Source organism: Paludibacterium purpuratum (assembly GCF_004363805.1).
GTDB classification, from domain to species: Bacteria; Pseudomonadota; Gammaproteobacteria; order Burkholderiales; family Chromobacteriaceae; genus Paludibacterium; species Paludibacterium purpuratum.
Map to the genome: position 1 here is coordinate 150082 of NZ_SNZP01000006.1, position 21404 is coordinate 171485.

Here is a 21404-nt window from a genome sequence, read left to right on the forward strand (position 1 = left end):
AACGTGAAAATATTACATATAGACCGATAGCAAGCAAGCACTCAGATCAAAGTCTTAGCTGCGCACCATGCCGCTCGGCGGCGGCGTTCAACAGACGCGCAACGGCCTCTTCGATTTCTTCATCGGTCAGTGTCTTGGCCGGATCCTGCAGCTGCACGCTGAAAGCCAGGCTCTTTTTACCCGGTTCGACCCCGGTGCCGCGATAGACGTCGAACAAGGCCACCTGCTGCACGATCGGCGCCGACATGTCGGCGAAGGTCTGCAGCATGGCGCCGACTTCGATGCCTTCATCGACCAGCAAAGCCAAGTCGCGGCGCACGGCCTGGAACTTGCTCACCGGTCGAGCGGCGATGCGCGCGGCACGGGTCAAGGCGGCGAAGTCCAGCTCGCCCAGCACCGGTGCGTTAGGCAAATCGTAGGCCTGCACCCACTGCGGATGCAGCTCGCCGAACACCCCGACCACCTCGCCGTCGATCAACACCTCGGCACAACGGCCAGGATGCAGCGCCGGATGCGTCGCCTTACGGAAGCTGGCGCGTTGCGGATGCAGCAGTGCTTCGACGTCGCCCTTGAGGTCGAAGAAATCGACGCGCTCGGTCTTGCTACCCCACTGTTCCGGCTGGCGCGAACCCCAAGCCAGCATGGCCAGCTTTTCCGGTTGCTCGACCGACTCGGCCTGCTTGAGGAAGACGCGCGCAATCTCGAATAGCCGCACGCGCGGTTGTTTGCGGTTGATATTGCCGGACAGCGTGCTGATCAGCCCACCGAACAACGTGGAGCGCATCACGCTCATCTGCGCGGCAATCGGGTTGATCAGTCGCACGGGGTCGGCATTGCCGGCCAGATCGCGCTCCCAGGCTTCGTCGACGAAGGCGTAGGAGACGATTTCCTGATAGTCGCGCAGCGCGACGCGCAGGCGCAGATCTTCGCGCGGGCGACGTTCTTCCGGCAACGGCAGCATACGCAGGCCGGAACGCGGCACTTCGGCGCCAATGGCGTCGTAGCCATGCACGCGAGCCACTTCTTCGATCAGATCTTCTTCAATGGCGATGTCGAAACGGAACGACGGCACATTGACCGCAAAGCCATCGGCAAGCGCGGTGAAATCGAGGCCCAACCGGCGCAGGATGGCCGCGATGGCTTCAGTGCTCAGGCGAATGCCGAGCACGCGGTTGACGCGTTCGGTGCGCACACGCACGCCGCGCTCGGCCGGCAGCTTGCCGACGGCCTCCTTGACCGGGCCGGGGCGACCGCCACAGATTTCCAGCACCAACTGGGTCGCGCGCTCCATGGCGGCATGCTGCAGTTGATAGTCGACGCCGCGCTCGTAGCGATAGGACGAATCGGAGCCGAACCCTAGTTTGCGCGAACGGCCGGCGATCGCCTCGGGGGCGAAAAAGGCGCTCTCGAGGAAGATGTCGCGGGTTTGCGTATCGACGCTGCTCGCCTGGCCGCCCATCACACCGGCAATCGCCAGTGCGCGTTCGTTGTCGGCGATGACCATGAAGTCCGCATCCAGCTCGACGGTTTTTTCGTTCAGGCACTGCAGTTGCTCGCCGGGGCGAGCCATGCGCACCTGGATGCCGCCCTGGATGGCGTCGGCGTTGAAGGCATGCATCGGCTGCCCTTGCTCGAGCAGGATGTAGTTGGTGATATCGACCACGGCCGAGATCGAGCGCAGACCGGCGCGTTCCAACCGGCGCTTCATCCAGTCCGGCGTCTTGGCGGCGGCATCGATGCCGACGATCTTGCGACCGAGGTAACGGCCGCAGCTTTCGGGCGCGTCGATGCGGATCGGCAGGCTGTCGTCGTGCGCCGGCTTGACCGGGGCGATGGCGACCGGCTTGAGCTCGGCGCCGGTCAGCGCGGCCACTTCGCGCGCAATACCGCGAATCGACAGGCAGTCGGCGCGGTTGGGCGTGATCTTCAGGGTAAACAGCGTGTCGTCGAGCGACAGGTAATCGCGGATGTTGCTGCCCACCGGCGCGTCATGCGGCAAGACCAGCAGGCCGTCGACGTCGTCGGGCACGCCCAGCTCGCGACCGGAGCACAGCATGCCGTTGGAGACCTCGCCGCGCATCTTGGTCGGCTTGATCTTGAAATCGCCCGGCAACTCGGCGCCAGGCAGTGCGCACGGCACCTTGAGACCGACGGCCACGTTGGGCGCACCGCAGACGATCTGAATCAGCTCGCCGGTACCGGCATCCACCTTGGTCACGCGCAGACGGTCGGCGTTCGGGTGCGGCACCACTTCCTTGACTTCCGCGACGACGATACCGGTAAAGGCGGGCGCAGCGGCGGCGGTTTCTTCCACCTCCAGGCCGGCCATGGTCAACAAATAAGACAGTTGTTCGCTGGAGAGGGACGGATCGACCCAGCTACGCAGCCACTGTTCGGAAAATTGCATGGTTATTCTCCGCCGCGCTCAGTTGAATTGTTTGAGGAAGTTGAGATCGTTCTCGAAGAACAACCGCAGGTCATTGACCCCGTAGCGCAGCATGGCGAAGCGGTCGATGCCGATACCGAAGGCGAAGCCTGTGTACTTTTCCGAGTCGATGCCGACATTCTTCAGCACGTTCGGATGCACCATGCCGCAACCCCCGACCTCCAGCCAGCCGCGTTCGCCCAGCACGTCGATTTCGGCCGACGGCTCGGTAAACGGGAAAAAGGACGGGCGGAAGCGCACTTGCAAGTCGTCGCGCTCGAAGAAGCGGCGCAAAAAGTCGATCATCACCGCCTTGAGGTCGGCGAAGCTCACGCCCTCGTCCACCCACAGGCCTTCCATTTGATGGAACATCGGCGAATGGGTGGCGTCCGAGTCGACGCGGAATACGCGCCCGGGGGCCACGATCTTGATCGGCGGCTGGTGTTCCAGCATGTAACGCACCTGGATCGGCGAGGTGTGCGTGCGCAGCACGTCGCCGCCCTCGACATAGAAGGTGTCCTGCATGGCGCGTGCCGGATGGTTCTCCGGAATGTTCAGCGCCTGGAAGTTGTGGAAATCGTTCTCGATTTCCGGGCCGTCGGCAACGGCGAAGCCGATGCTGGCGAACAGTTCGGTAATACGCTGCAGAGTCAGGGTCACCGGATGCAGGCCACCGGTCGCTTGACCGCGCCCCGGCAGGGTGACGTCGAGCGCGTCGGCGGCAAGCTGGCGCGCCAATTTCTCGGCGTTCAAGGCATCGCGCTTATCGTTGTGCCGGGCCTCGAAGGTCTGTTTGGCGGCGTTGATGGTGGCACCGGCCGCCTTGCGTTCCTCCGCCGGCAGTTGCCCCAATTGCTTGAGTAGATCGGTCAGCTCGCCGCTCTTGCCGAGATAGCGCGCTTTGACCTGTTCGAGTTCGATCAGGTCGCCGACCGCGGCCACTGCCGCCAGACCGGACTCGAGAATATCGTTTACATTTTTCATGAATCTCACACCGTATGCGTAAGAAGGCTGGCCTCACTCGCCCCGGGCGGGACAGGTCGGGTCAATCTTCTCGGCAAGAGGATAAAAAAAGGGAGGCATCGTGCCTCCCTTTTAACCGTCATCAGCTTAAGCAGCGAGGCTTGCTTTAGCCTTTTCAACGATCTGGGCAAAAGCCGGCTTGTCGAACACGGCCAGGTCGGCCAGGACCTTGCGGTCGATTTCGATCGAGGCTTTCTTCAGACCGTTCATGAACTTGCTGTAGCTCAGACCGGACAGACGCGCAGCGGCGTTGATACGGGTGATCCACAGTTGGCGGAACTGACGCTTTTTCTGACGACGGTCACGATAAGCGTACTGGCCCGCCTTCATCACCGCCTGTTTGGCGATGCGATAGACGTTCTTGCGACGGCCGCGATAGCCCTTTGCCAGGGCGAGAATCTTTTTGTGACGAGCGCGAGCGGTGACACCGCGTTTAACACGAGGCATAGTTCAACTCCTTAAGCGTAGGGCAGCATAGCGCGAACAGAAGCCATATTGGTGGCATCGACCATGGTCGTACCGCGCAATTGGCGCTTGTTCTTGGTGGTTTTCTTAGTCAGGATGTGACGCTTGAAAGCCTTGGAACGCTTTACACCGCCGCCGCCCAAAACGTTGAGACGCTTTTTGGCGCTCGACTTGGTCTTCATTTTCGGCATGGAAAAAAACTCCTGCGATTATTGTGTGAATCCGGCGCAGGGTGGCCATGAAGGCACTTGAAAACCGCTACGCCACGCTTTTTTAATGTGGCACTTTCGCGCCACAAAAGAACCCGGCGGAGAATCTCCGCCGCGTCAAACCGATGATTATACCCGATTATTTCTTTTTCGGGGAGATCATCATAACCATCTGTCGGCCTTCCAGTCGTGGGAACTGTTCGACCACGCCCACCTCGGCCAGATCCGACTCGACGCGCTTAAGCAGCGCCAAGCCGATGTCCTGGTGCGCCATTTCGCGACCGCGGAAGCGCAAGGTCACTTTGGCCTTGTCACCCTCGGTCAGGAAGCGGATCAGGTTACGCAGCTTGACCTGGTAGTCACCGTCATCGGTTCCGGGACGGAACTTGATTTCCTTGACCTGAATCTGCTTCTGCTTCTGCTTCGCTTCGTGACGCTTCTTCGACTGTTCGTACTTGAACTTGCCGTAGTCCATCAGTTTGCAAACCGGCGGTTGAGCGGTCGGGGAGATCTCCACCAGATCGATGTCACTCTCTTCCGCCATCGCCATGGCTTCACGCAAACTCACGATGCCGATTGCTTCGCCTTCGATACCTACCAGACGGATTTCACGCGCCGTAATTTCGCCGTTGATCCGTGCTTCACGTTCCTGAGCTATGTCCGCTCTCCTTCAAAAAATTCATCACGTTTGCCGCGCGGCCTATCAGTCTGCCGGCATCTCAGCCTGCAGACGGGAAACGAAATCGTCGACGGTCAATTGACCAAGATCTTCGCCTCGCGCACGCACGGCAACCAGTCCGCCAGCCTTTTCCTTGTCGCCGACAATCACTTGATACGGTAACTTCTGTAGGCTGTGCTCGCGGATTTTATAGCTGATCTTCTCGTTTCTCAAGTCGAGTTCCACGCGGAAGCCTTGTTTTTTCAGCGTTTCCGCAACCAGCGAAGCGTAATCGGCCTGCGCTTCGGTAATATTCATGACAACAATCTGCACCGGCGCGAGCCACAACGGGAAGGCGCCAGCGTGGTTTTCGATCAAGATACCGAGGAAACGCTCGAGCGAACCGAGCGCCGCCCGATGCAGCATCACCGGCCGTTTGCGGCTGTTGTCGTCAGCCACGTATTCGGCATCCAGACGTTCCGGCAGCATAAAGTCGAGCTGCAGCGTACCGCACTGCCAGGAGCGACCCAACGCGTCCTTGATGTGGTACTCGATCTTCGGGCCGTAGAACGCCCCCTCGCCCGGCAACTCTTCCCACTCGACGCCGCAGGCCATGAGCGCTTCGCGCATGCCTTGCTCCGCGCGATCCCACACTTCCTCTGCGCCAATACGCTTATCCGGGCGCAGCGCCAGCTTGATCGCCACGTTGTCGAAACCGAAGCGGTCATACACTTCCATCACCAGGCGGTGGAAATCCTTGGCCTCCTGATTGATCTGATCTTCGGTACAGAAGATATGGCCGTCGTCCTGTACGAAACCGCGCACACGCATGATGCCGTGCAAGGCGCCGGACGGTTCGTTGCGATGGCAGGAACCGAATTCGGCATAGCGCAGCGGCAGATCGCGATAGGAACGCAACGCGCTATTGAAGATCTGGATATGCCCCGGGCAGTTCATCGGCTTGACAGCATAATCGCGCTTCTCCGATTCGGTGATGAACATATTCTCGCGATAGTTGGCGGCGTGGCCGGAACGCTCCCACAGATTCACGTCCATCATCATCGGCGTGCGCACTTCGCGGTAGTTTTCCTTAAGCAGCTTAGCCCGCATGTATTGCTCGACGTTCTGCCACAATTGCCAGCCCTTCGGATGCCAGAACACCATGCCCGGCGCCTCGTCCTGCAAATGGAACAGGTCGAGCTGGGTGCCGAGCTTGCGGTGATCGCGCTTTTCCGCCTCTTCCAGCATGTACAGATAGGCGTCGAGGTCTTCCTTCTTGGCCCAGGCCGTGCCGTAGATACGCTGCAGCATTTCGTTCTTGCTGTCGCCACGCCAGTAGGCGCCGGCCACTTTCATCAGCTTGAACACCTTGAGCTTGCCGGTGGACGGCACGTGCGGACCGCGGCACAAGTCGGTGAATTCGCCTTCGCGATAGAGCGACACGACTTCGCCTTGCGGAATCGACCCGATGATTTCGGCCTTGTAGTGTTCGCCGAGCGACTTGAAGTAGGCCACCGCCTCGTCGCGCGGCAAGGTGTAGCGCTCGACCGGAACATCGCGGCGAGCCAACTCGGTCATCTTCTTCTCGATGGCCAAGAGGTCGTCCGGGGTAAACGGACGCTTGTAGCTGAAGTCGTAATAGAAGCCGTTATCGATCGCCGGCCCGATGGTCACCTGCGCTTCGGGGAACAGCTCCTTGACGGCATATGCCAACAGGTGGGCGGTCGAGTGGCGAATGATGTCCAAGCCGTCGGCATCGCGATCGGTGACGATCGCCAGTTCGGCGTCCCGCTCGATCAAATAGGATGTGTCGACCAGCTGACCATCGACGCGACCGGCCAATGCCGCGCGCGCCAGGCCGGCGCCGATGGAGGCGGCCACATCGTGAACCGTTACCGCGTGCTCGAAAGAGCGAATGGAACCGTCAGGCAGGCGAATGTCAGGCATGATTTCTCCAATAGTCTGGTTTCTATTTGCTTCAGCATCGCCCCGGATGCCGCGGGTAAAAAAAAAGTGCGGCATTCGAGCCGCACTTTTGTTTCGATTAGGGAACGACCAGTGGCTCGACTAGATCGAGAAACCGGTTGTGGTAGTTCGTGCTGCCAACATGATTGATCGTCCCATGATATTCGTTTGGTAGGCACGATTGGATTCGAACCAACGACCCCCACCATGTCAAGGTGGTGCTCTAACCAACTGAGCTACGTGCCTAACGCTGAGGCAGCCATATTAGCGACAGTTAACCGAACGCGCAAGCCTCTCGAGGTGAATAAAACGCGAAATTCAGCGTCATCGGTTATACTGACGACCTATTTTCGAATTGCTCACAGTCTGCAAATGCTCAAGTTTACCGTTCACAAGACTTCCGGCGGCGCCCGTCGCGGCACGCTGGAATTGAATCACGGCACCGTGGAAACCCCGGTGTTCCAGCCGGTCGGCACCTATGGCTCGGTTAAAGCCATGAGCCCGCTGGAACTCAACGAGATCGGCGCCCAGATCATCCTCGGCAACACCTTCCACCTGTGGCTGCGCCCCGGCCTGGAAGTGATCGAGCAATTCGGCGGCCTGCACAGTTTCATCGGCTGGGACAAACCGATTCTCACCGACTCGGGCGGCTTTCAAGTCTTCAGTCTCGGCGACCTGCGCAAACTGACCGAGGATGGCTGCACCTTTCAAAGCCCGGTCAACGGCGACCGCTGCTTCCTGTCGCCCGAAGTCTCGATGAAGATCCAGCGCGTACTGAACTCCGACATCGTCATGATTTTCGACGAGTGCACGCCGTTCCCCGCCGACTACGACACCGCCGCCGCCTCGATGCGCATGAGCTTGCGCTGGGCCGAGCGCTCGCGCCGCGCGTTCGACGATCTGAAAAACCCCAACGCGCTGTTCGGCATCGTGCAGGGTTCGATGTATAACGATCTGCGCGAAGAGTCGCTCACCGAGCTGATGAACATCGGTTTCGACGGCATCGCCATCGGCGGCCTGTCGGTCGGCGAACCGAAAGAAGAGATGGAGCGCATGCTCAGGGTGATGCAGCCCATGCTGCCGCCTGACAAGCCGCATTACCTGATGGGCGTGGGCACGCCGGAGGATCTGGTCTATGGCGTGGCGCACGGCGTCGACATGTTCGACTGCGTGATGCCGACGCGCAATGCGCGCAATGGCTGGCTGTTCACCCAATGGGGCGACATCAAGATCAAGAACGCCAGCCACAAGCAGGATACCCGGCCATTGGACGAGACCTGCGAATGCTATACCTGCCGCAACTTCAGCCGTGCCTATCTGCACCATCTGCATCGTGTGGGCGAGATTCTGGGCGCGCGGCTCAATACCATCCACAACCTGCATTATTACCAACAATTGATGCGCGAGATTCGCGCATCGATCGAGGCCGACCGCTTCGAAGATTTCCGCGCCGAATTCGCCGCGAAACGCGCACGCGGCACTAAATGAGTGCTCCCCGGTCTAAACGCGCTCGCTCGAGAATGGCTTAGCGGTTGGAAAAGCCGCGCGCGCTGGCTACAATGACCGGTTTGCGAATACACCCCTTAACCAGGAGTTTCAACAATGTTTCTGATTTCTTCCGCATTTGCCGCTGGCCCCGCCGGAGCCGCCGAATCGTCGATCATGCAATTCCTGCCGATGATCGTCATCTTCGCGCTGTTCTACCTGCTGCTGATTCGCCCGCAGCAGAAGAAGGCAAAGGAAACCAAGCAGATGTTGTCTCAGCTTTCCAAGGGGGACGAAGTGATGACGCAAGGCGGTTTCGTCGGCCGCGTCAGCAAGCTGTCCGACCAATATGTCTCGTTGGAGATCGCCTCCGGCGTTGAAATCCAGCTGGCTCGCGCCGCGATCACCGGCAAGCTGGAAAAAGGCACGATCAAGTCCCTGTAAGCGCCGATTAGGGTCTGCGGCCCCTGCCCGCCTGGCGGGCAGGGCCTGAACACACTTCCTTGAACCACGCATATGAATCGCTACCCACTCTGGAAGTACATCATTATCGCGGTGGCTCTCGTCATTGCGACGATCTACACCCTACCCAATTTCTACGGTGAAACGCCGGCCGTTCAGGTCTCCAGTTCGCGCGAATCGATCCCGGTCGACGCCGCGCTGATGGGCCGCGTCGAAGGCGCGTTGCGCGCCCAGGGCATCAGCCCCGACGGCATGCTGCTCGACAACAACAGCCTGAAGGTGCGTTTCCACGACCCGGATACCCAGATCAAGGCGCGCGACGCCATCCAGCACGATCTGGGCGACAGCTACATCATTGCGCTCAACCTGTTGTCGGCCTCGCCCGACTGGCTGACGCGCATGAAGGCCTACCCGATGTTCCTCGGCCTCGACCTGCGCGGCGGGGTGCATTTCATGCTCGAAGTAGACATGAAGGCCGCCGTCGAGAAGACCATGGAACGCTACGCCGGCGACATCCGCCGCGCGCTGAAGAAGAAAGACGTGCGTTACGGCAGCGTCAAGCACATCGGCAACACCATCGAGATTCAGTTGCGCGACCAGGACACCCTGGCCGCCGCCTCCGACGTGGTGTCGCGCAACCTGACTTCGCTGACCCAGACCCGCGACAACGCCGGCTTCAAGCTGACGCTGAGCCTGTCGCAGGATGAAATGACCCGCATCCAGAACGACGCCGTCAAGCAGAACATCACCACCCTGCACAACCGCGTCAACGAACTGGGCGTGGCCGAGCCGATCATCCAGCAGTCGGGCCCGAACCGCATCGTGGTCGAGCTGCCGGGCGTGCAGGATACCGCCAAGGCCAAGGACATTCTCGGCCGAACCGACACGCTGGAAGTCCGCATGGTCGAAGACGACCAGGCCAAGGTGAGCGCCGCGCTGGCCGGTAACGTGCCCGCCGGTTACGAACTGATGGACGAAGCCAATGCCAACGGTTCCGACAAGATCCTGGTCAAGAAGGATGTCGAATTGACCGGCGACAACATCAACGATGCCCAACCGGGCTTCGACGAGAACGGCGCGCCGTCGGTCAACATCAATCTCGACGCCACCGGTGCCGACATCTTCCGTCAGGTGACCAGCGAAAACGTCGGCAAGCGCATGGCGATGATCCTGGTCGAGAAGAACCGCTCCGAAGTGGTGACCGCGCCGGTGATCCGCTCCGAAATCGGCGGCGGCCGCGTGCAGATTTCCGGCAGTATGAGCCCGGCGGAAGCGCGCGACGTGGCGCTACTGTTGCGTGCCGGCTCGCTGGCCGCGCCGATGAACATCGTCGAGGAACGCACCATCGGCCCGAGCCTGGGTAAGGAAAACATCGAGAAAGGCTTCCACTCCACCCTGTGGGGCTTTGCCGCCATCGCGGTGTTCATGCTGATCTATTACCGCGTGTTCGGCGTGATTTCGGCGATCTCGCTCGGGGTCAACCTGTTCATGCTGGTGGCGCTGTTGTCGATGATCCAAGCCACGCTGACCCTGCCGGGTATCGCCGCCATTGCGCTGGCGCTGGGCATGGCGATCGACTCCAACGTACTGATCAACGAGCGCGTGCGCGAAGAACTTCGCAACGGCATGCCGCCGCACTCGGCGATCCAGGCCGGCTACGAGCACGCCTGGGCGACGATTCTCGACTCCAACATCACCACGCTGATCGCCGGCCTCGCGCTGCTGATCTTCGGCTCCGGCCCGGTTCGCGGCTTCGCCGTGGTGCACTGCCTCGGCATCATGACCTCGATGTTCTCGGCGGTGCTGGTGTCGCGCGGTCTCGTCAACCTGTGGTACGGCCGTCGTCGCCGTCTCACTTCGATTTCGGTGTAAGGGACCCAGCCATGGAATTCTTCCGCATCAAAAAAGACATTCCCTTCATGAGCTACGGCCGGCTCACCACCGCGATCTCGCTGGTGACCTTCATCCTGGCCGTGGTCTTCCTCGCCACCCGCGGGCTGAACTACAGTGTCGAGTTCACCGGCGGGACCGTGATGGAGGTGCAGTACCAGCAAGCCGCCAATCTGCCCGACGTGCGCAGCCGCGTCGAAGCGCTCAAGCTCGGCGAGTCGACCATCCAAACGCTCGGCAGCTCGCGCGACGTGATGATCCGCCTGCCCAACCTGAAGGCCAAGTCGTCGGCCCAACTGTCCAACGAGGTGCTGACCGCGCTGAAGCAGGGCGGCCAGCAAGTCGATCTGCGCCGGGTGGACTTCGTCGGCCCGCAGGTGGGCGAGGAACTGGTGCAGCACGGCCTGACCGCCATCAGCATCGTCTGCCTCGGCATCATGCTCTACCTGGCCCTGCGCTTCGAATGGCGCTTCGCCGTATCGGCCATCATCGCCAATATGCACGACGTGGTGATCATCCTCGGCTGCTTCGCGCTGTTCCGCTGGGAGTTCTCGCTGACGGTACTGGCCGGCGTGCTGGCGGTGCTCGGCTACTCGGTCAACGAATCGGTGGTGGTGTTCGACCGGATTCGCGAAAACTTCCGCAAGGCCAATATGCGCAACCACACGGTCGCGGAGATCATCGACAACGCCATTACCTCGACCATGAGCCGAACCATCATCACGCACGGCTCGACCGAAACCATGGTGCTGGCGATGCTGCTGTTCGGCGGGCCGGCGCTGCACGGCTTCGCAACCGCGCTGACCATCGGCATTCTGTTCGGTATCTACTCGTCGGTTCTGGTGGCAAGCCCGATCGTGCTGTGGCTCGGCGTCTCGCGCGAGAATCTGGTCAAGCCGCCCAAGCAGAAACAGGAGGCGGTGGTCTAACCACCCCGCCCCACTGGCCGGCGCCTAGCGTCGGCCAGTTTTTCTTTTACGTTATGATCCGTCCGGAGTTCTGGTTCCCATGCACTACGTCACCTTCTTGATTGACTTCGTCCTGCACATCGACCAGCACCTGCCGCCGCTGATCGCCGCCTACGGCCCGTTGATCTACCTGATCCTGTTCGCCATCGTGTTCAGCGAAACCGGTCTGGTGGTCATGCCTTTCCTACCCGGAGACTCGTTGCTGTTCGTCGCCGGCACCTTGGCCGCCACCGGCAACATGAGCCTGAGCTCGCTGATGGGCGTACTGGGCGTTGCCGCCATCCTCGGCAACCAGGTCAACTACCTGATCGGACGCTTTTTCGGCCATAAGCTATTCGCCAACCCGAATTCGAAGATCTTCCGCCGCGCCTATCTGGACCGCACTCATGCGTTCTATGAAAAGCATGGCGGCAAGACCCTGATCTTCGCGCGCTTCATGCCGATCGTGCGCACCTTCGCCCCCTTCGTGGCCGGTATCGGCGAGATGCCGCTGGCGCGCTTCACCCTGTTCAATATCGTCGGCAGCGTTTTGTGGGTCGGCCTGTTCTGCTTGGCCGGCTACCTGTTCGGCAATATTCCGGTGATCCGCCACAACCTGGAGCTGTTGATCATCGGCATCATCGTGGTGTCGTTCCTGCCCGGCATCATTGCCGCCTGGCGCCACCGCGCGGGGAAATGACCATGCGCCCGATCCGTCGCCTGCCCGACCACCTGGTCAACCAGATCGCAGCCGGCGAGGTGGTCGAGCGACCGGCCTCGGCACTGAAGGAACTGCTGGAAAACAGTCTGGACGCCGGCGCGGATAAGATCACCGTCGATTTGGCTCAAGGCGGCATCAAGCTGATCCGCGTCACCGACAACGGCGGCGGCATTGCCGCCGACGATCTGCCGCTGGCGCTGGATCGTCACGCCACCAGCAAAATCGCCTCGCTCGACGAACTGGAGCAGGTCGGCACCTTGGGGTTTCGCGGCGAAGGCTTGGCCAGTATCGCGTCGGTCTCGCGCCTGACGCTGATCAGCCGCCAAGAAGACGCCGCGCACGCGCACCAGATATTGGCCATCGATGGCCGACTGCATCCGGTGGAACCGGCGGCGCATGCGCCCGGCACCAGCGTCGAAGCCGTCGATCTGTATTTCAATACCCCGGCGCGCCGTAAGTTTCTCAAATCCGATAACACCGAATACGCCCATTGCGCCGCGGTATTCGAGCGCATCGCGCTGGCAAGGCCGGACGTCGAGTTTCTGCTGCGGCACAACGGCAAGGTGGTTTGGCGCTTGCCGCAGGGCAGTCGCGCCGAGCGCGTCGCCGCCCTCCTCGGGCAGGATTTCATCCAAGCCTCGTTACCGCTGGAGCACGTCGCCGGCCCCTTGCAACTCACCGGTTTCATCGCCGACCCGACCTACTCCAAGGCCAGCCGCGACGCGCAATACTTTTACGTCAACGGCCGCTTCGTGCGCGAAAAAACCGCTCAACACGCATTGCGCCAAGCCTACCGCGACGTGCTGCACCACGAGCGCCACCCGGCCTATGTGCTGTTTTTGACCATGGACCCGGCCGCGGTCGACGTGAACGTCCACCCGACCAAAATCGAGGTTCGTTTCCGCGAGTCGCAGGCGGTCCATCAGTTTCTGTTCCATAGCCTGAACAAAACGCTGTCCGGCAGCGCCGGTAATCGCGCCGACGCGACGCACGAACCGACGGCGACGGCGACGGACTCGACGATGCCCTCCCCCGCCATGTCCGCCGCACGGCCATCGATGCCGCCGCCCGCCCGCGGCCAAGTGTTCGTTCAGCAAAGCATGCCGCTGCACGTCGCGGAAGGCGCGCAGTCGATCTATCAAAAACTGTTCGACGGCGTGCGCGAAGAAGAACGCGCCTTAGACCGGCAGACCGGGACGCCTCGTACCGACCTGCCGCCAGTGGCATTACCCGAAAGCGACGACGGCATCCCCCCGCTCGGTTTCGCGCTGGCTCAACTGCATGGCGTCTATATCCTGTCGCAGTGCCAGGAAGGCCTGATCGTGGTCGACATGCATGCCGCACACGAACGCATCGTCTACGAACGCCTGAAAACCGCGCTCGACCACGAAGGCATTCCCACCCAACCGCTGTTGCTGCCGGTGTCGTTTGGCGCCAGTGCGCAGGAAGTCGCGACGGTGGAAGAACACAAGGAGGGCATGACGCGCCTGGGCCTGGAACTCGCCGCGCTGTCGCCGACCCAGATTGCCGTGCGCGCCGTGCCGCAGTGGCTATCGGATGGCAACCCGGTCGACCTGGCACGGGCGGTGCTGGCCGACGTGCGAGAATTCGGCCTGACGCGAGTGCTGACCGAACGGCGCAATGAGCTCTTGGCCACCATGGCTTGCCATGGCGCCGTGCGCGCCAATCGCCAGCTGACGCTGGTCGAGATGAATGCGCTGTTGCGCGACATGGAAGCCACAGAGCGCTCCGGTCAATGCAACCATGGCCGCCCCACCTGGTCGCGCCTTTCCATGAAACAGCTCGACGAGCTGTTCATGCGGGGACAATGACGGGATGAAGCACGACGTACTCTTTTTGATGGGGCCGACCGCCAGCGGCAAGACCGCGCTGACGTTCGAATTGGCGCGCCATTTCCCGATCGAGATCGTCAGCGTCGACTCGGCGCTGGTTTATCGCGACATGGATATCGGTACTGCCAAACCGAGCCGCGAGGAGCAGGCGCTCTGCCCGCATCATCTGATCGACATCATCAGCCCGCTGGAAAGTTATTCCGCCGCACAGTTTTGCGCCGATGCCGAACGGCTGATCGACGAGATCCACGCTCGCGGGCATATTCCGTTGTTGGCAGGCGGCACCATGCTGTACTACAAGGCGCTGCTCGAAGGGCTATCCGAACTGCCGCAAGCCGATGCCGCCCTGCGCGCTCAACTGGATCGAGACGCCGCGGCGCATGGCTGGCCGGCGCTGCACGCCCGCTTGGCCGAGCTCGACCCGGTCAGCGCCGCGCGCCTCAAACCCAACGATGCGCAGCGCATCCAGCGCGCGCTGGAGGTTTGCCTGCTGGCCGGCCGGCCGATGTCCGAACTATTCCAAGACAGCACGCGCCCAGAACGCCGCTGGCGCTCGCTCAACCTGGCGCTGGTGCCAGCCGAGCGGCGCTGGTTGCACGAGCGCATTGCGCTTCGTTTCCGCCAAATGTTGGCCGCCGGCTTCCTCGACGAGGTCAGCGCATTGCGCAGCCAGTACCCCGAGCTGGCGCCGGCCATGCCGTCGATGCGTTGCGTCGGTTATCGCCAAGCCTGGGAATACCAGGACGGCGCCTGCAGCTACGACGAGATGGTCGAGCGCGGTATCGCCGCCACCCGCCAGCTTTGCAAGCGTCAGCTCACCTGGATGCGCTCACTCGACGTGCTGCCGCTCGATGCACAGCAAGACGACGTGGCCCTACGCGCCGTTGCCTTGTGCACGGCCTTTCTCGCCGGCGACGAACTGCCGGCGAACCTGCTCTACAGCGGCGGCTACTGAGCGCAACTCCCGTCAGAAATGGGTTCGTACCACAGCCCCCACGGACGCTGCTATCGCGCCGCCACCAATTTGATTTCCACCTTCCATGCCGGGTTGGCCAGCTTGGCTTGCACCGTGGCGCGCGCCGGCGTATGCCCGGCCGGCACCCAGGCATCCCAGGCGACGTTCATCGCGTCGTAGTCGGCCAGGTCGGCCAGAAAGATGGTGGTATCGACAATCCGGCTCTTGTCGCTGCCGAGCTCGGCCAGCAGCTTATCGATCTGTGCCAGTACGTCGGCGGTTTGTGCCGTGGCATCGACATCGGTATTGTTCGGCACTTGGCCTGCCAGAAAAATCAGGCCATTGGCCACAACGGCTTCGGACAGCCGGGCACCCGGTTGATGGCGGTAAATCGTCACGCTTTGCTCCTGCGAAGTAAAAGAGGTTCGGTCATTCTAACGTCATTACGCCGGCAAGGCAGCGTCCAGACCCGCAGCAAGATCGCGCCGCAGATCCTCCACTCCCTCGATACCCACCGACAGGCGTAACAGATTGTCGGTCAGGCCGATCTGACGCCGATGTTCGAGCGGCACCGCCGCATGCGTCATGGTCGCCGGGTGGCATACCAGGCTCTCCACGCCCCCCAGGCTTTCGGCCAGGGTAAACAGTTTCAGCGGCTGCAGGAAACGGGTGAGCGCCGCCGCATCGCCTTTCAGATAAAACGACACCACCCCGCCGTAGCCTTGCATTTGGCTTCGTGCCAGCGCGTGTTGCGGATGGCTCTCGAGCCCCGGGTACAACACGCGCTCGACCGCCGGATGCGTCTCAAGCCAATGCGCCAGCGCCAGCGCATTGGCATTGTGCCGTTCCATGCGCAAGGCCAAGGTGCGTAAGCCCCGCGTCACCAGGAAGCTCGGGAACGGGTCGAGCACCGCGCCGGTGGCGTTGTGCAGGAAGGCCAGTTTTTCCGCCAGTTCCGGCCGGTCGTGGCCGACCACCGCGACCCCGGCCACGACATCGGAATGGCCGTTCAGATACTTGGTCGCAGAGTGCAACACGATATCGAAACCATGAGCCAGCGGGCGCTGCACCACCGGCGATGCGAAAGTGTTGTCGGCCACGGCCAGAATACCGCGCTCGCGCGCGAGCCGGCCGACCGCCGCCAGATCGACCAATTGATTGAGCGGATTGGAGGGTGTCTCCACCCACAACAGCCGCGTTTCCGGCCGGATTGCCGCGGCGAGCGCCGCCAGATCGTCGGCCGCCACATAGCTGACCGTCAGATTGGCGCTGATACCGCGCACGCGCTCGAACAGACGGAAGGTACCGCCATACAGATCGTTGACGGCGACGATATGGCTGCCGGCCGGTAACAGATCCAACACCGTGGCGATCGCCGCCAGTCCCGAAGCGAAGGCATAGCCCTGCGCCCCGCCCTCCAACTCGGCCACGGCCCGCTCCAGCACCTGGCGCGTCGGGTTTTGCGAACGCGAATATTCATAGCCGGTGTGCTCGCCCGGTGCATATTGACGGTAGGTCGAAGTCGCGTAAATCGGCGGGACCACGGCACCGTAAGGATCGGCAAACGGATCGGCCAGCAGGCCAGCGGTAATCGAAAGGGTATGGAAGTCGGTCATGGCAGTCCTTGCAGCTTGCTATTTTGTTTGAATGCAAACAAATATAACCACAAGGAATGTAAATCGCAAATTTAATAACAAAAGCCGATGCAATGCATCGGCTTTTGCTTTGCGAGCGTACGTCGCTTAGGCCAGGGCCACCCGGCGCAAGTCGAAGGCAAAACGCTCCAGCGCGGCAATGCCACTCGACTCGGCACGTGCGCACCAGTCGTGCAACTCCTGCAGCAGTTGCTCGCGCGTCAGGTTCGAACGCAGCCACACCCGGCTGAGTTCCTGGCGCATCGCGTAGACCTTGGCTGCCAGCGGACTATTTTCCAGTAGTTGCTGCAACTCGTGCCGCTCGGCTTCCGGGGTCTGCTGCGACTCCTGCTTCAGCCAGCGCTTGAATTTGGCCGGCAAATCGGGCGTGTGCACCTCGGGCAAGGCCGCGCGCACCCGAACCAGTTCCTCCTGGCAGGCATGTGCCAAATCGCGGGCGAAGCGCGCCGCCAGCGCATAGCGGTTGGCGACGATTGCCTGCAAGCGTTCGGCGTCGATGCTGAGCTTGCTGCCCGTGCACTGCAGCCTGGGCGCCACCTTGCGCACCTTGGCCATGCCGAACATCGACAAAATACGGATATACATCCAGCCGATGTCGAACTCGAACCACTTGTGCGACAGCTTGGCCGAGGTGCCGAAGGTATGGTGATTATTGTGCAGCTCCTCGCCACCGATCAGGATGCCCCAGGGAACGATGTTGGTCGACGCGTCCTCGCACTCGAAATTGCGATAGCCCCAATAGTGGCCGATGCCGTTGATCACGCCGGCGGCGAACAGCGGGATCCAGATCATCTGTACCCCCCAGATCAACAGACCCGGCAAGCCGAACAACGCCAGGTCGATGGCCAGCAACAGAAAAATCCCCTTGCCGTTATGCGGGGTGTAGAGCTTGTTTTCGATCCAGTCGTCCGGCGTGGCATGGCCGAACTTCTCGATATCCTCGCGCATGGCGCAAGCGTCGCGGTACAGCCAGGTGCCCTTGAAAAACACCGTCCAGATGCCGTGCACTTGCGGGCTGTGCGGATCGTCCTGGCGCTCACAGCGGGCATGATGTTTACGATGCACCGCCGCCCACTCCTTGGTGACCATGCCGGTGGTCAGCCACAACCAGAAACGGAAGAAATGACTGATCAGCGGATGCAGATCGAGTGCGCGGTGCGCTTGATGACGGTGCAGAAAAATCGTGACGGACGCGATGGTCACGTGCGTCAACGCCAGGGCGGCCACCACGTAGCCCCACCACGGCAGGTCGGTCAGACCATAAAGTATTACAGACATGCTTATCCGGTTCCTCGGTACAGGGATGAAAAAGAAGGACTGAGTGAAGTCCGCAGCGATAATGATTTTCGTTAGTGTTATCGCTCTATTATATAAAGGTTCGCCCTGTTTTGTCAGAACCATCGCCACACGGGTTCATTGCATGGGCGGACATGGTGTACCATTAGCGCCTGGTCCTCATTACTTCAGAAAAGATCCTGTGTTGCAAAAACAACGCCTGACTTTCGCCGCAGCGGCCCTCGGCGGCCTGTTCGTTCTTTATGGCGGCGCCACTTACTGGGCCGGCGTCAAAGCCGAAGAAACCCTGGAAGAACAACACCGCATGCTGGCCAGCCTGCCCTTGTTCAAGGTCAAGTCGCACACCTACGAACGCGGATGGTTCTCGTCGCAAGAAACCACCGAGCTGGTGTTCAACCGTCGACTGATCGGCCCCTACGAAGGCATGTTGCCGGACAATATCCGTCCGCTGCTTGGCTCGACCATCCGCTTCACCAACATCGTCAAGCACGGTCCGTTCCCTGGATTCTCCAGCTTCGATTTGCGTCCGGCCCGCGCGCTGGTGACCACGCAGTTCGATATGAGCGACAGCACCAGGAAGACCTTGGCGCTGTTCTTCGGCGACAAAGAGCCGATCACCGTGATCAACCGCCTGGGCTTCGGCGGCGGCGGCGAGCTCAAGGTCAACGTTCCGGCCTTCGATTACCAAGAGGCGCTGTCCGGCGTCAAGGTCAAATGGCAGGGCTTCAATCTGGCGGTCAACTACCAACAGGGCTTCAAGCAGTACCAGACCGAGGCCGACTCGCCCTCGTTCTCGCTCGAGGCCGCCAGCAAGGGCACCGTCCATTTCGATGGCGTGCGCTACGTATCCGACATTCGGCCGGGCGCCACCGGCGTCAAGCTCGGCACCAGCGAACTGACGGTCGGCAACGTCCAGCTCAACTGGAAGGACAGCATTCCGTACAGCATCAAGCTCAACGACTTGGTCTACCTGCTGACCCGCATGCACGTCGGCGAATTCATCAATCCGTCCGGCGAGTTCAAGCCGTCTAGCGTCACGCTCAAGGGGCTGCGCTACCAGATCGTCACCTCGGAAGAAGAGCCGTACGTCGACTCGCGCGGCAAACTCGGCTTCGACACCTTCAGCTATAACGATCAGGTCTACGGCCCGATGCGGCTGGACGTCTCGGCCAACCATCTGCACGGCCCGACGCTGGTCAAGCTCGATCAGGCCATTTCGCAATTGCCGATCGAGGGCATGGATGCCGCCACGCTGCGCAAGAGCTACATCGACACCATCAAGAAATACGGTATCCCGCTGTTGGAAAACGATCCGCGACTGGTGGTCAACGACTTCTACCTGAAGATGCCGAGCGGCGAGGCCACCCTCAAGGGGCAGTTGGCGCTCAAGGGTTTCCGCGAGACCGATCTGAAGGATCCGTTGCTGGTACTCAAGCGCGTCCAGGTGAACGCCGCTGTCGCACTGCCGCGCCTCACGCTGGAAAACCTGGTGGTCACCCAAGCGCGTAATCTGTTCACGGTCGACCAGAGCGCCGAGGACCAGCCCAACTTGAACGAGATCGACGACCTGGCGAAGAATCTGCTCGACAGCCAGTTGTCGCAATGGACCGAACAAGGCTACATCCAGCTCGATAAGGGGCAGATCAGCACGCGCATCAACTACCAGAACGGCGAATTGCGTGTGCGCGACAAACGCGTGTCGCTGCCATGGGAAGAAAAAGACGTCCCAGAGGGATCCGCCGGCACAGGCCAATGACTGCAGGCCAATGATCGAGGGGGCGCAAGCCCCCTTGTTGCTTTTGGGAGAACACAATGGAACGCTGGAAACCCCATGTCACCGTGGCGGCGGTCATCGAGCGCGACGGCCGTTTCCTGCTGGTTCGCGAACGCACGGCTGACGGCATCCGCTACAACCAGCCGGCCGGCCACTTGGAGCATGGCGAAACGCTGATCGACGCCGTGGCGCGCGAGGCGCTGGAGGAAACCGGCTGGCAGGTCAAACCGCAAGCGCTGCTCGGCATCTACCAAGCGGAATCCCTCGACGGCACCATCACCTACCTGCGTTTCGCCTTTATTTGCCAGGCCGAGCGGGAACAGCCAAACCACCCCTTGGACGACGGCATTCTCGACACCCATTGGCTCACGCCGACGGAAGTCCGCGAGCGCGAGCTTCGCAGCCCCACCGTACTGCGCTGCATCGACGACTACCTGGCGGGCCAACGCTATCCGCTGTCGTTGATCCAGACGCTGGCTTGATCCTTTCCGGGTCAGCCCCCATCTTGGTATAATGTTCGGTTTTTAAACGCATTCTTGCAGGAAGGATTTCCCGTGACGGGCAAAAAGCGCATTGTCGTCGGCATGTCGGGCGGCGTGGACTCATCGGTGACCGCCTGGCTGCTCAAACAGCAGGGCCACGAAGTCATCGGCGTCTTCATGCAGAACTGGGAAGACGACAACGATGGCGAATACTGCTCGATCAAACAGGATTCGCTCGATGCCCTGTCCGTCGCCGACATCGTCGGCATCGACATGGAGATCGTTAATTTCGCCAAAGAATACAAGGATCGCGTGTTCTCCTACTTCCTGGCGGAATACTCGGCTGGCCGCACCCCCAATCCGGATGTGCTGTGCAACGCCGAGATCAAATTCAAGGCCTTCCTCGACTATGCCATGCAGCTGGGCGCCGACTGCATCGCCACCGGCCACTACGCGCGCAAGCTCGAACGCGACGGCCGGCACTACCTGATGAAAGCGGTCGACGACACCAAGGATCAGAGCTACTTCCTCTACCGCCTCAAACAATCGCAGCTATCCAAGGCACTGTTCCCGCTGGGCGATATTCGCAAAAGCGAAGTGCGCCGCCTGGCGACCGAGGCCAAGCTGCCGACCGCGGCCAAGAAGGACAGCACCGGCATCTGTTTCATCGGCGAGCGTCCGTTCCGCGAATTTCTGCAGCGCTACCTACCGACCCACCCCGGCGAAATGGTGACGCCGGAAGGCCGGATCATGGGTGAACACATGGGTTTGATGTACTACACGCTGGGCCAGCGCAAGGGACTGGGTATCGGCGGCCAAGGCGAACCGTGGTTCGTCGCCGGCAAGGACATCCCGGCCAACCGCCTGATCGTGGTGCAGGGTCACGATCACCCGTTGCTGTTGAAGCACACACTGAAAATGGCCGATCTGAGCTGGACGCTCGACGCCGCGCCAGACGCGGGCGACTACAGCGCCAAGAACCGCTACCGCATGCCCGACGCCGCCTGCACGCTCACACCGGTGCGCGACGGCGCCGCCGAACTGACCTTCCGCGACGCGCAATGGGCGGTGACGCCCGGTCAGTCTGCAGTGCTGTACGACGGCGATATTTGCCTGGGCGGCGGGGTCATCGTATAAGT

General features: G+C 61.3%; 19 protein-coding genes and 1 tRNA gene. 10 read left to right on the plus strand and 10 right to left on the minus strand.

Annotated features, from left to right (window positions below; genetic code table 11):
- Nucleotides 1-46: 46 nt before the first annotated feature.
- From pheT to DFP86_RS08995, 7 genes are all read right to left on the minus strand, one after another.
- A complete protein-coding gene (gene pheT / locus DFP86_RS08965) occupies nucleotides 47-2407 on the minus strand; it encodes a phenylalanine--tRNA ligase subunit beta (RefSeq protein WP_133680314.1) in 2361 nt (786 codons plus the stop codon).
- Between the two features lie 18 nt (nucleotides 2408-2425).
- Nucleotides 2426-3409, minus strand: a complete 984-nt coding sequence (gene pheS / locus DFP86_RS08970; RefSeq protein WP_133680316.1) for a phenylalanine--tRNA ligase subunit alpha — start codon at nucleotides 3407-3409, stop codon at nucleotides 2426-2428.
- A 126-nt stretch (nucleotides 3410-3535) separates the two neighbouring features.
- Nucleotides 3536-3895, minus strand: a complete 360-nt coding sequence (gene rplT, locus DFP86_RS08975) for a 50S ribosomal protein L20 (protein WP_133680318.1) — start codon at nucleotides 3893-3895, stop codon at nucleotides 3536-3538.
- Between the two features lie 11 nt (nucleotides 3896-3906).
- Complete coding sequence (gene rpmI, locus DFP86_RS08980) at nucleotides 3907-4104, minus strand: 50S ribosomal protein L35 (protein WP_133680320.1); 198 nt, start codon at nucleotides 4102-4104, stop codon at nucleotides 3907-3909.
- A 157-nt stretch (nucleotides 4105-4261) separates the two neighbouring features.
- Entirely contained in the window at nucleotides 4262-4780 is a 519-nt protein-coding gene (gene infC, locus DFP86_RS08985; protein WP_133680322.1) for a translation initiation factor IF-3, read from the minus strand.
- A 45-nt stretch (nucleotides 4781-4825) separates the two neighbouring features.
- Nucleotides 4826-6727, minus strand: coding sequence for a threonine--tRNA ligase (gene thrS / locus DFP86_RS08990; protein WP_133680324.1), 1902 nt, complete (start codon nucleotides 6725-6727; stop codon nucleotides 4826-4828).
- A gap of 187 nt (nucleotides 6728-6914) precedes the next feature.
- A tRNA-Val gene (locus DFP86_RS08995) sits at nucleotides 6915-6991 on the minus strand.
- A 126-nt stretch (nucleotides 6992-7117) separates the two neighbouring features.
- Here DFP86_RS08995 and tgt point away from each other — a divergent pair.
- From tgt to miaA, 7 genes are all read left to right on the plus strand, one after another.
- Nucleotides 7118-8233, plus strand: a complete 1116-nt coding sequence (gene tgt / locus DFP86_RS09000) for a tRNA guanosine(34) transglycosylase Tgt (RefSeq protein ID WP_166642210.1) — start codon at nucleotides 7118-7120, stop codon at nucleotides 8231-8233.
- Between the two features lie 114 nt (nucleotides 8234-8347).
- Nucleotides 8348-8674: a preprotein translocase subunit YajC gene (gene yajC, locus DFP86_RS09005; RefSeq protein ID WP_133680328.1), complete on the plus strand. Its 327-nt coding sequence runs from the start codon at nucleotides 8348-8350 to the stop codon at nucleotides 8672-8674.
- A gap of 72 nt (nucleotides 8675-8746) precedes the next feature.
- Nucleotides 8747-10564: a protein translocase subunit SecD gene (gene secD / locus DFP86_RS09010; protein WP_133680330.1), complete on the plus strand. Its 1818-nt coding sequence runs from the start codon at nucleotides 8747-8749 to the stop codon at nucleotides 10562-10564.
- An 11-nt stretch (nucleotides 10565-10575) separates the two neighbouring features.
- Entirely contained in the window at nucleotides 10576-11511 is a 936-nt protein-coding gene (secF, locus tag DFP86_RS09015; RefSeq protein ID WP_133680332.1) for a protein translocase subunit SecF, read from the plus strand.
- A 79-nt stretch (nucleotides 11512-11590) separates the two neighbouring features.
- The gene (locus DFP86_RS09020) at nucleotides 11591-12229 is read left to right on the plus strand and encodes a DedA family protein (RefSeq protein ID WP_133680334.1); all 639 of its coding nucleotides are present in this window, start codon (nucleotides 11591-11593) and stop codon (nucleotides 12227-12229) included.
- Nucleotides 12230-12231: 2 nt separating this feature from the next.
- Nucleotides 12232-14082 carry a DNA mismatch repair endonuclease MutL gene (gene mutL / locus DFP86_RS09025; protein ID WP_133680336.1) on the plus strand — a complete coding sequence of 617 codons (1851 nt, stop codon included), beginning with the start codon at nucleotides 12232-12234 and terminating at the stop codon, nucleotides 14080-14082.
- Between the two features lie 4 nt (nucleotides 14083-14086).
- Nucleotides 14087-15058, plus strand: coding sequence for a tRNA (adenosine(37)-N6)-dimethylallyltransferase MiaA (gene miaA / locus DFP86_RS09030; protein WP_133680338.1), 972 nt, complete (start codon nucleotides 14087-14089; stop codon nucleotides 15056-15058).
- Between the two features lie 50 nt (nucleotides 15059-15108).
- Here the strand turns inward: miaA and DFP86_RS09035 are convergent, their stop codons facing one another.
- The 3 genes from DFP86_RS09035 to DFP86_RS09045 all read right to left on the minus strand — a co-directional run bounded on the left by DFP86_RS09035 (nucleotide 15109) and on the right by DFP86_RS09045 (nucleotide 17991).
- On the minus strand, nucleotides 15109-15456 hold the full coding sequence (locus DFP86_RS09035; RefSeq protein WP_133680340.1) for a RidA family protein: 348 nt from the start codon (nucleotides 15454-15456) through the stop codon (nucleotides 15109-15111).
- Between the two features lie 45 nt (nucleotides 15457-15501).
- Nucleotides 15502-16674 carry a trans-sulfuration enzyme family protein gene (locus DFP86_RS09040; RefSeq protein WP_133680342.1) on the minus strand — a complete coding sequence of 391 codons (1173 nt, stop codon included), beginning with the start codon at nucleotides 16672-16674 and terminating at the stop codon, nucleotides 15502-15504.
- 126 nt (nucleotides 16675-16800) lie between these two features.
- Entirely contained in the window at nucleotides 16801-17991 is a 1191-nt protein-coding gene (locus tag DFP86_RS09045) for a DesA family fatty acid desaturase (protein WP_133680344.1), read from the minus strand.
- A gap of 199 nt (nucleotides 17992-18190) precedes the next feature.
- Between DFP86_RS09045 and DFP86_RS09050 the strand changes: the two genes are divergently transcribed.
- The 3 genes from DFP86_RS09050 to mnmA are packed head-to-tail and all read left to right on the plus strand — an operon-like array spanning nucleotide 18191 to nucleotide 21402.
- Nucleotides 18191-19765 (plus strand): YdgA family protein, encoded by a 1575-nt coding sequence (locus tag DFP86_RS09050; protein ID WP_243729348.1) that lies wholly within the window; start codon nucleotides 18191-18193, stop codon nucleotides 19763-19765.
- Nucleotides 19766-19821: 56 nt separating this feature from the next.
- On the plus strand, nucleotides 19822-20265 hold the full coding sequence (locus DFP86_RS09055; RefSeq protein WP_133680348.1) for an NUDIX hydrolase: 444 nt from the start codon (nucleotides 19822-19824) through the stop codon (nucleotides 20263-20265).
- Nucleotides 20266-20319: 54 nt separating this feature from the next.
- The gene (gene mnmA / locus DFP86_RS09060) at nucleotides 20320-21402 is read left to right on the plus strand and encodes a tRNA 2-thiouridine(34) synthase MnmA (protein WP_133680350.1); all 1083 of its coding nucleotides are present in this window, start codon (nucleotides 20320-20322) and stop codon (nucleotides 21400-21402) included.
- The last annotated feature ends 2 nt before the right edge of the window (nucleotides 21403-21404 follow it).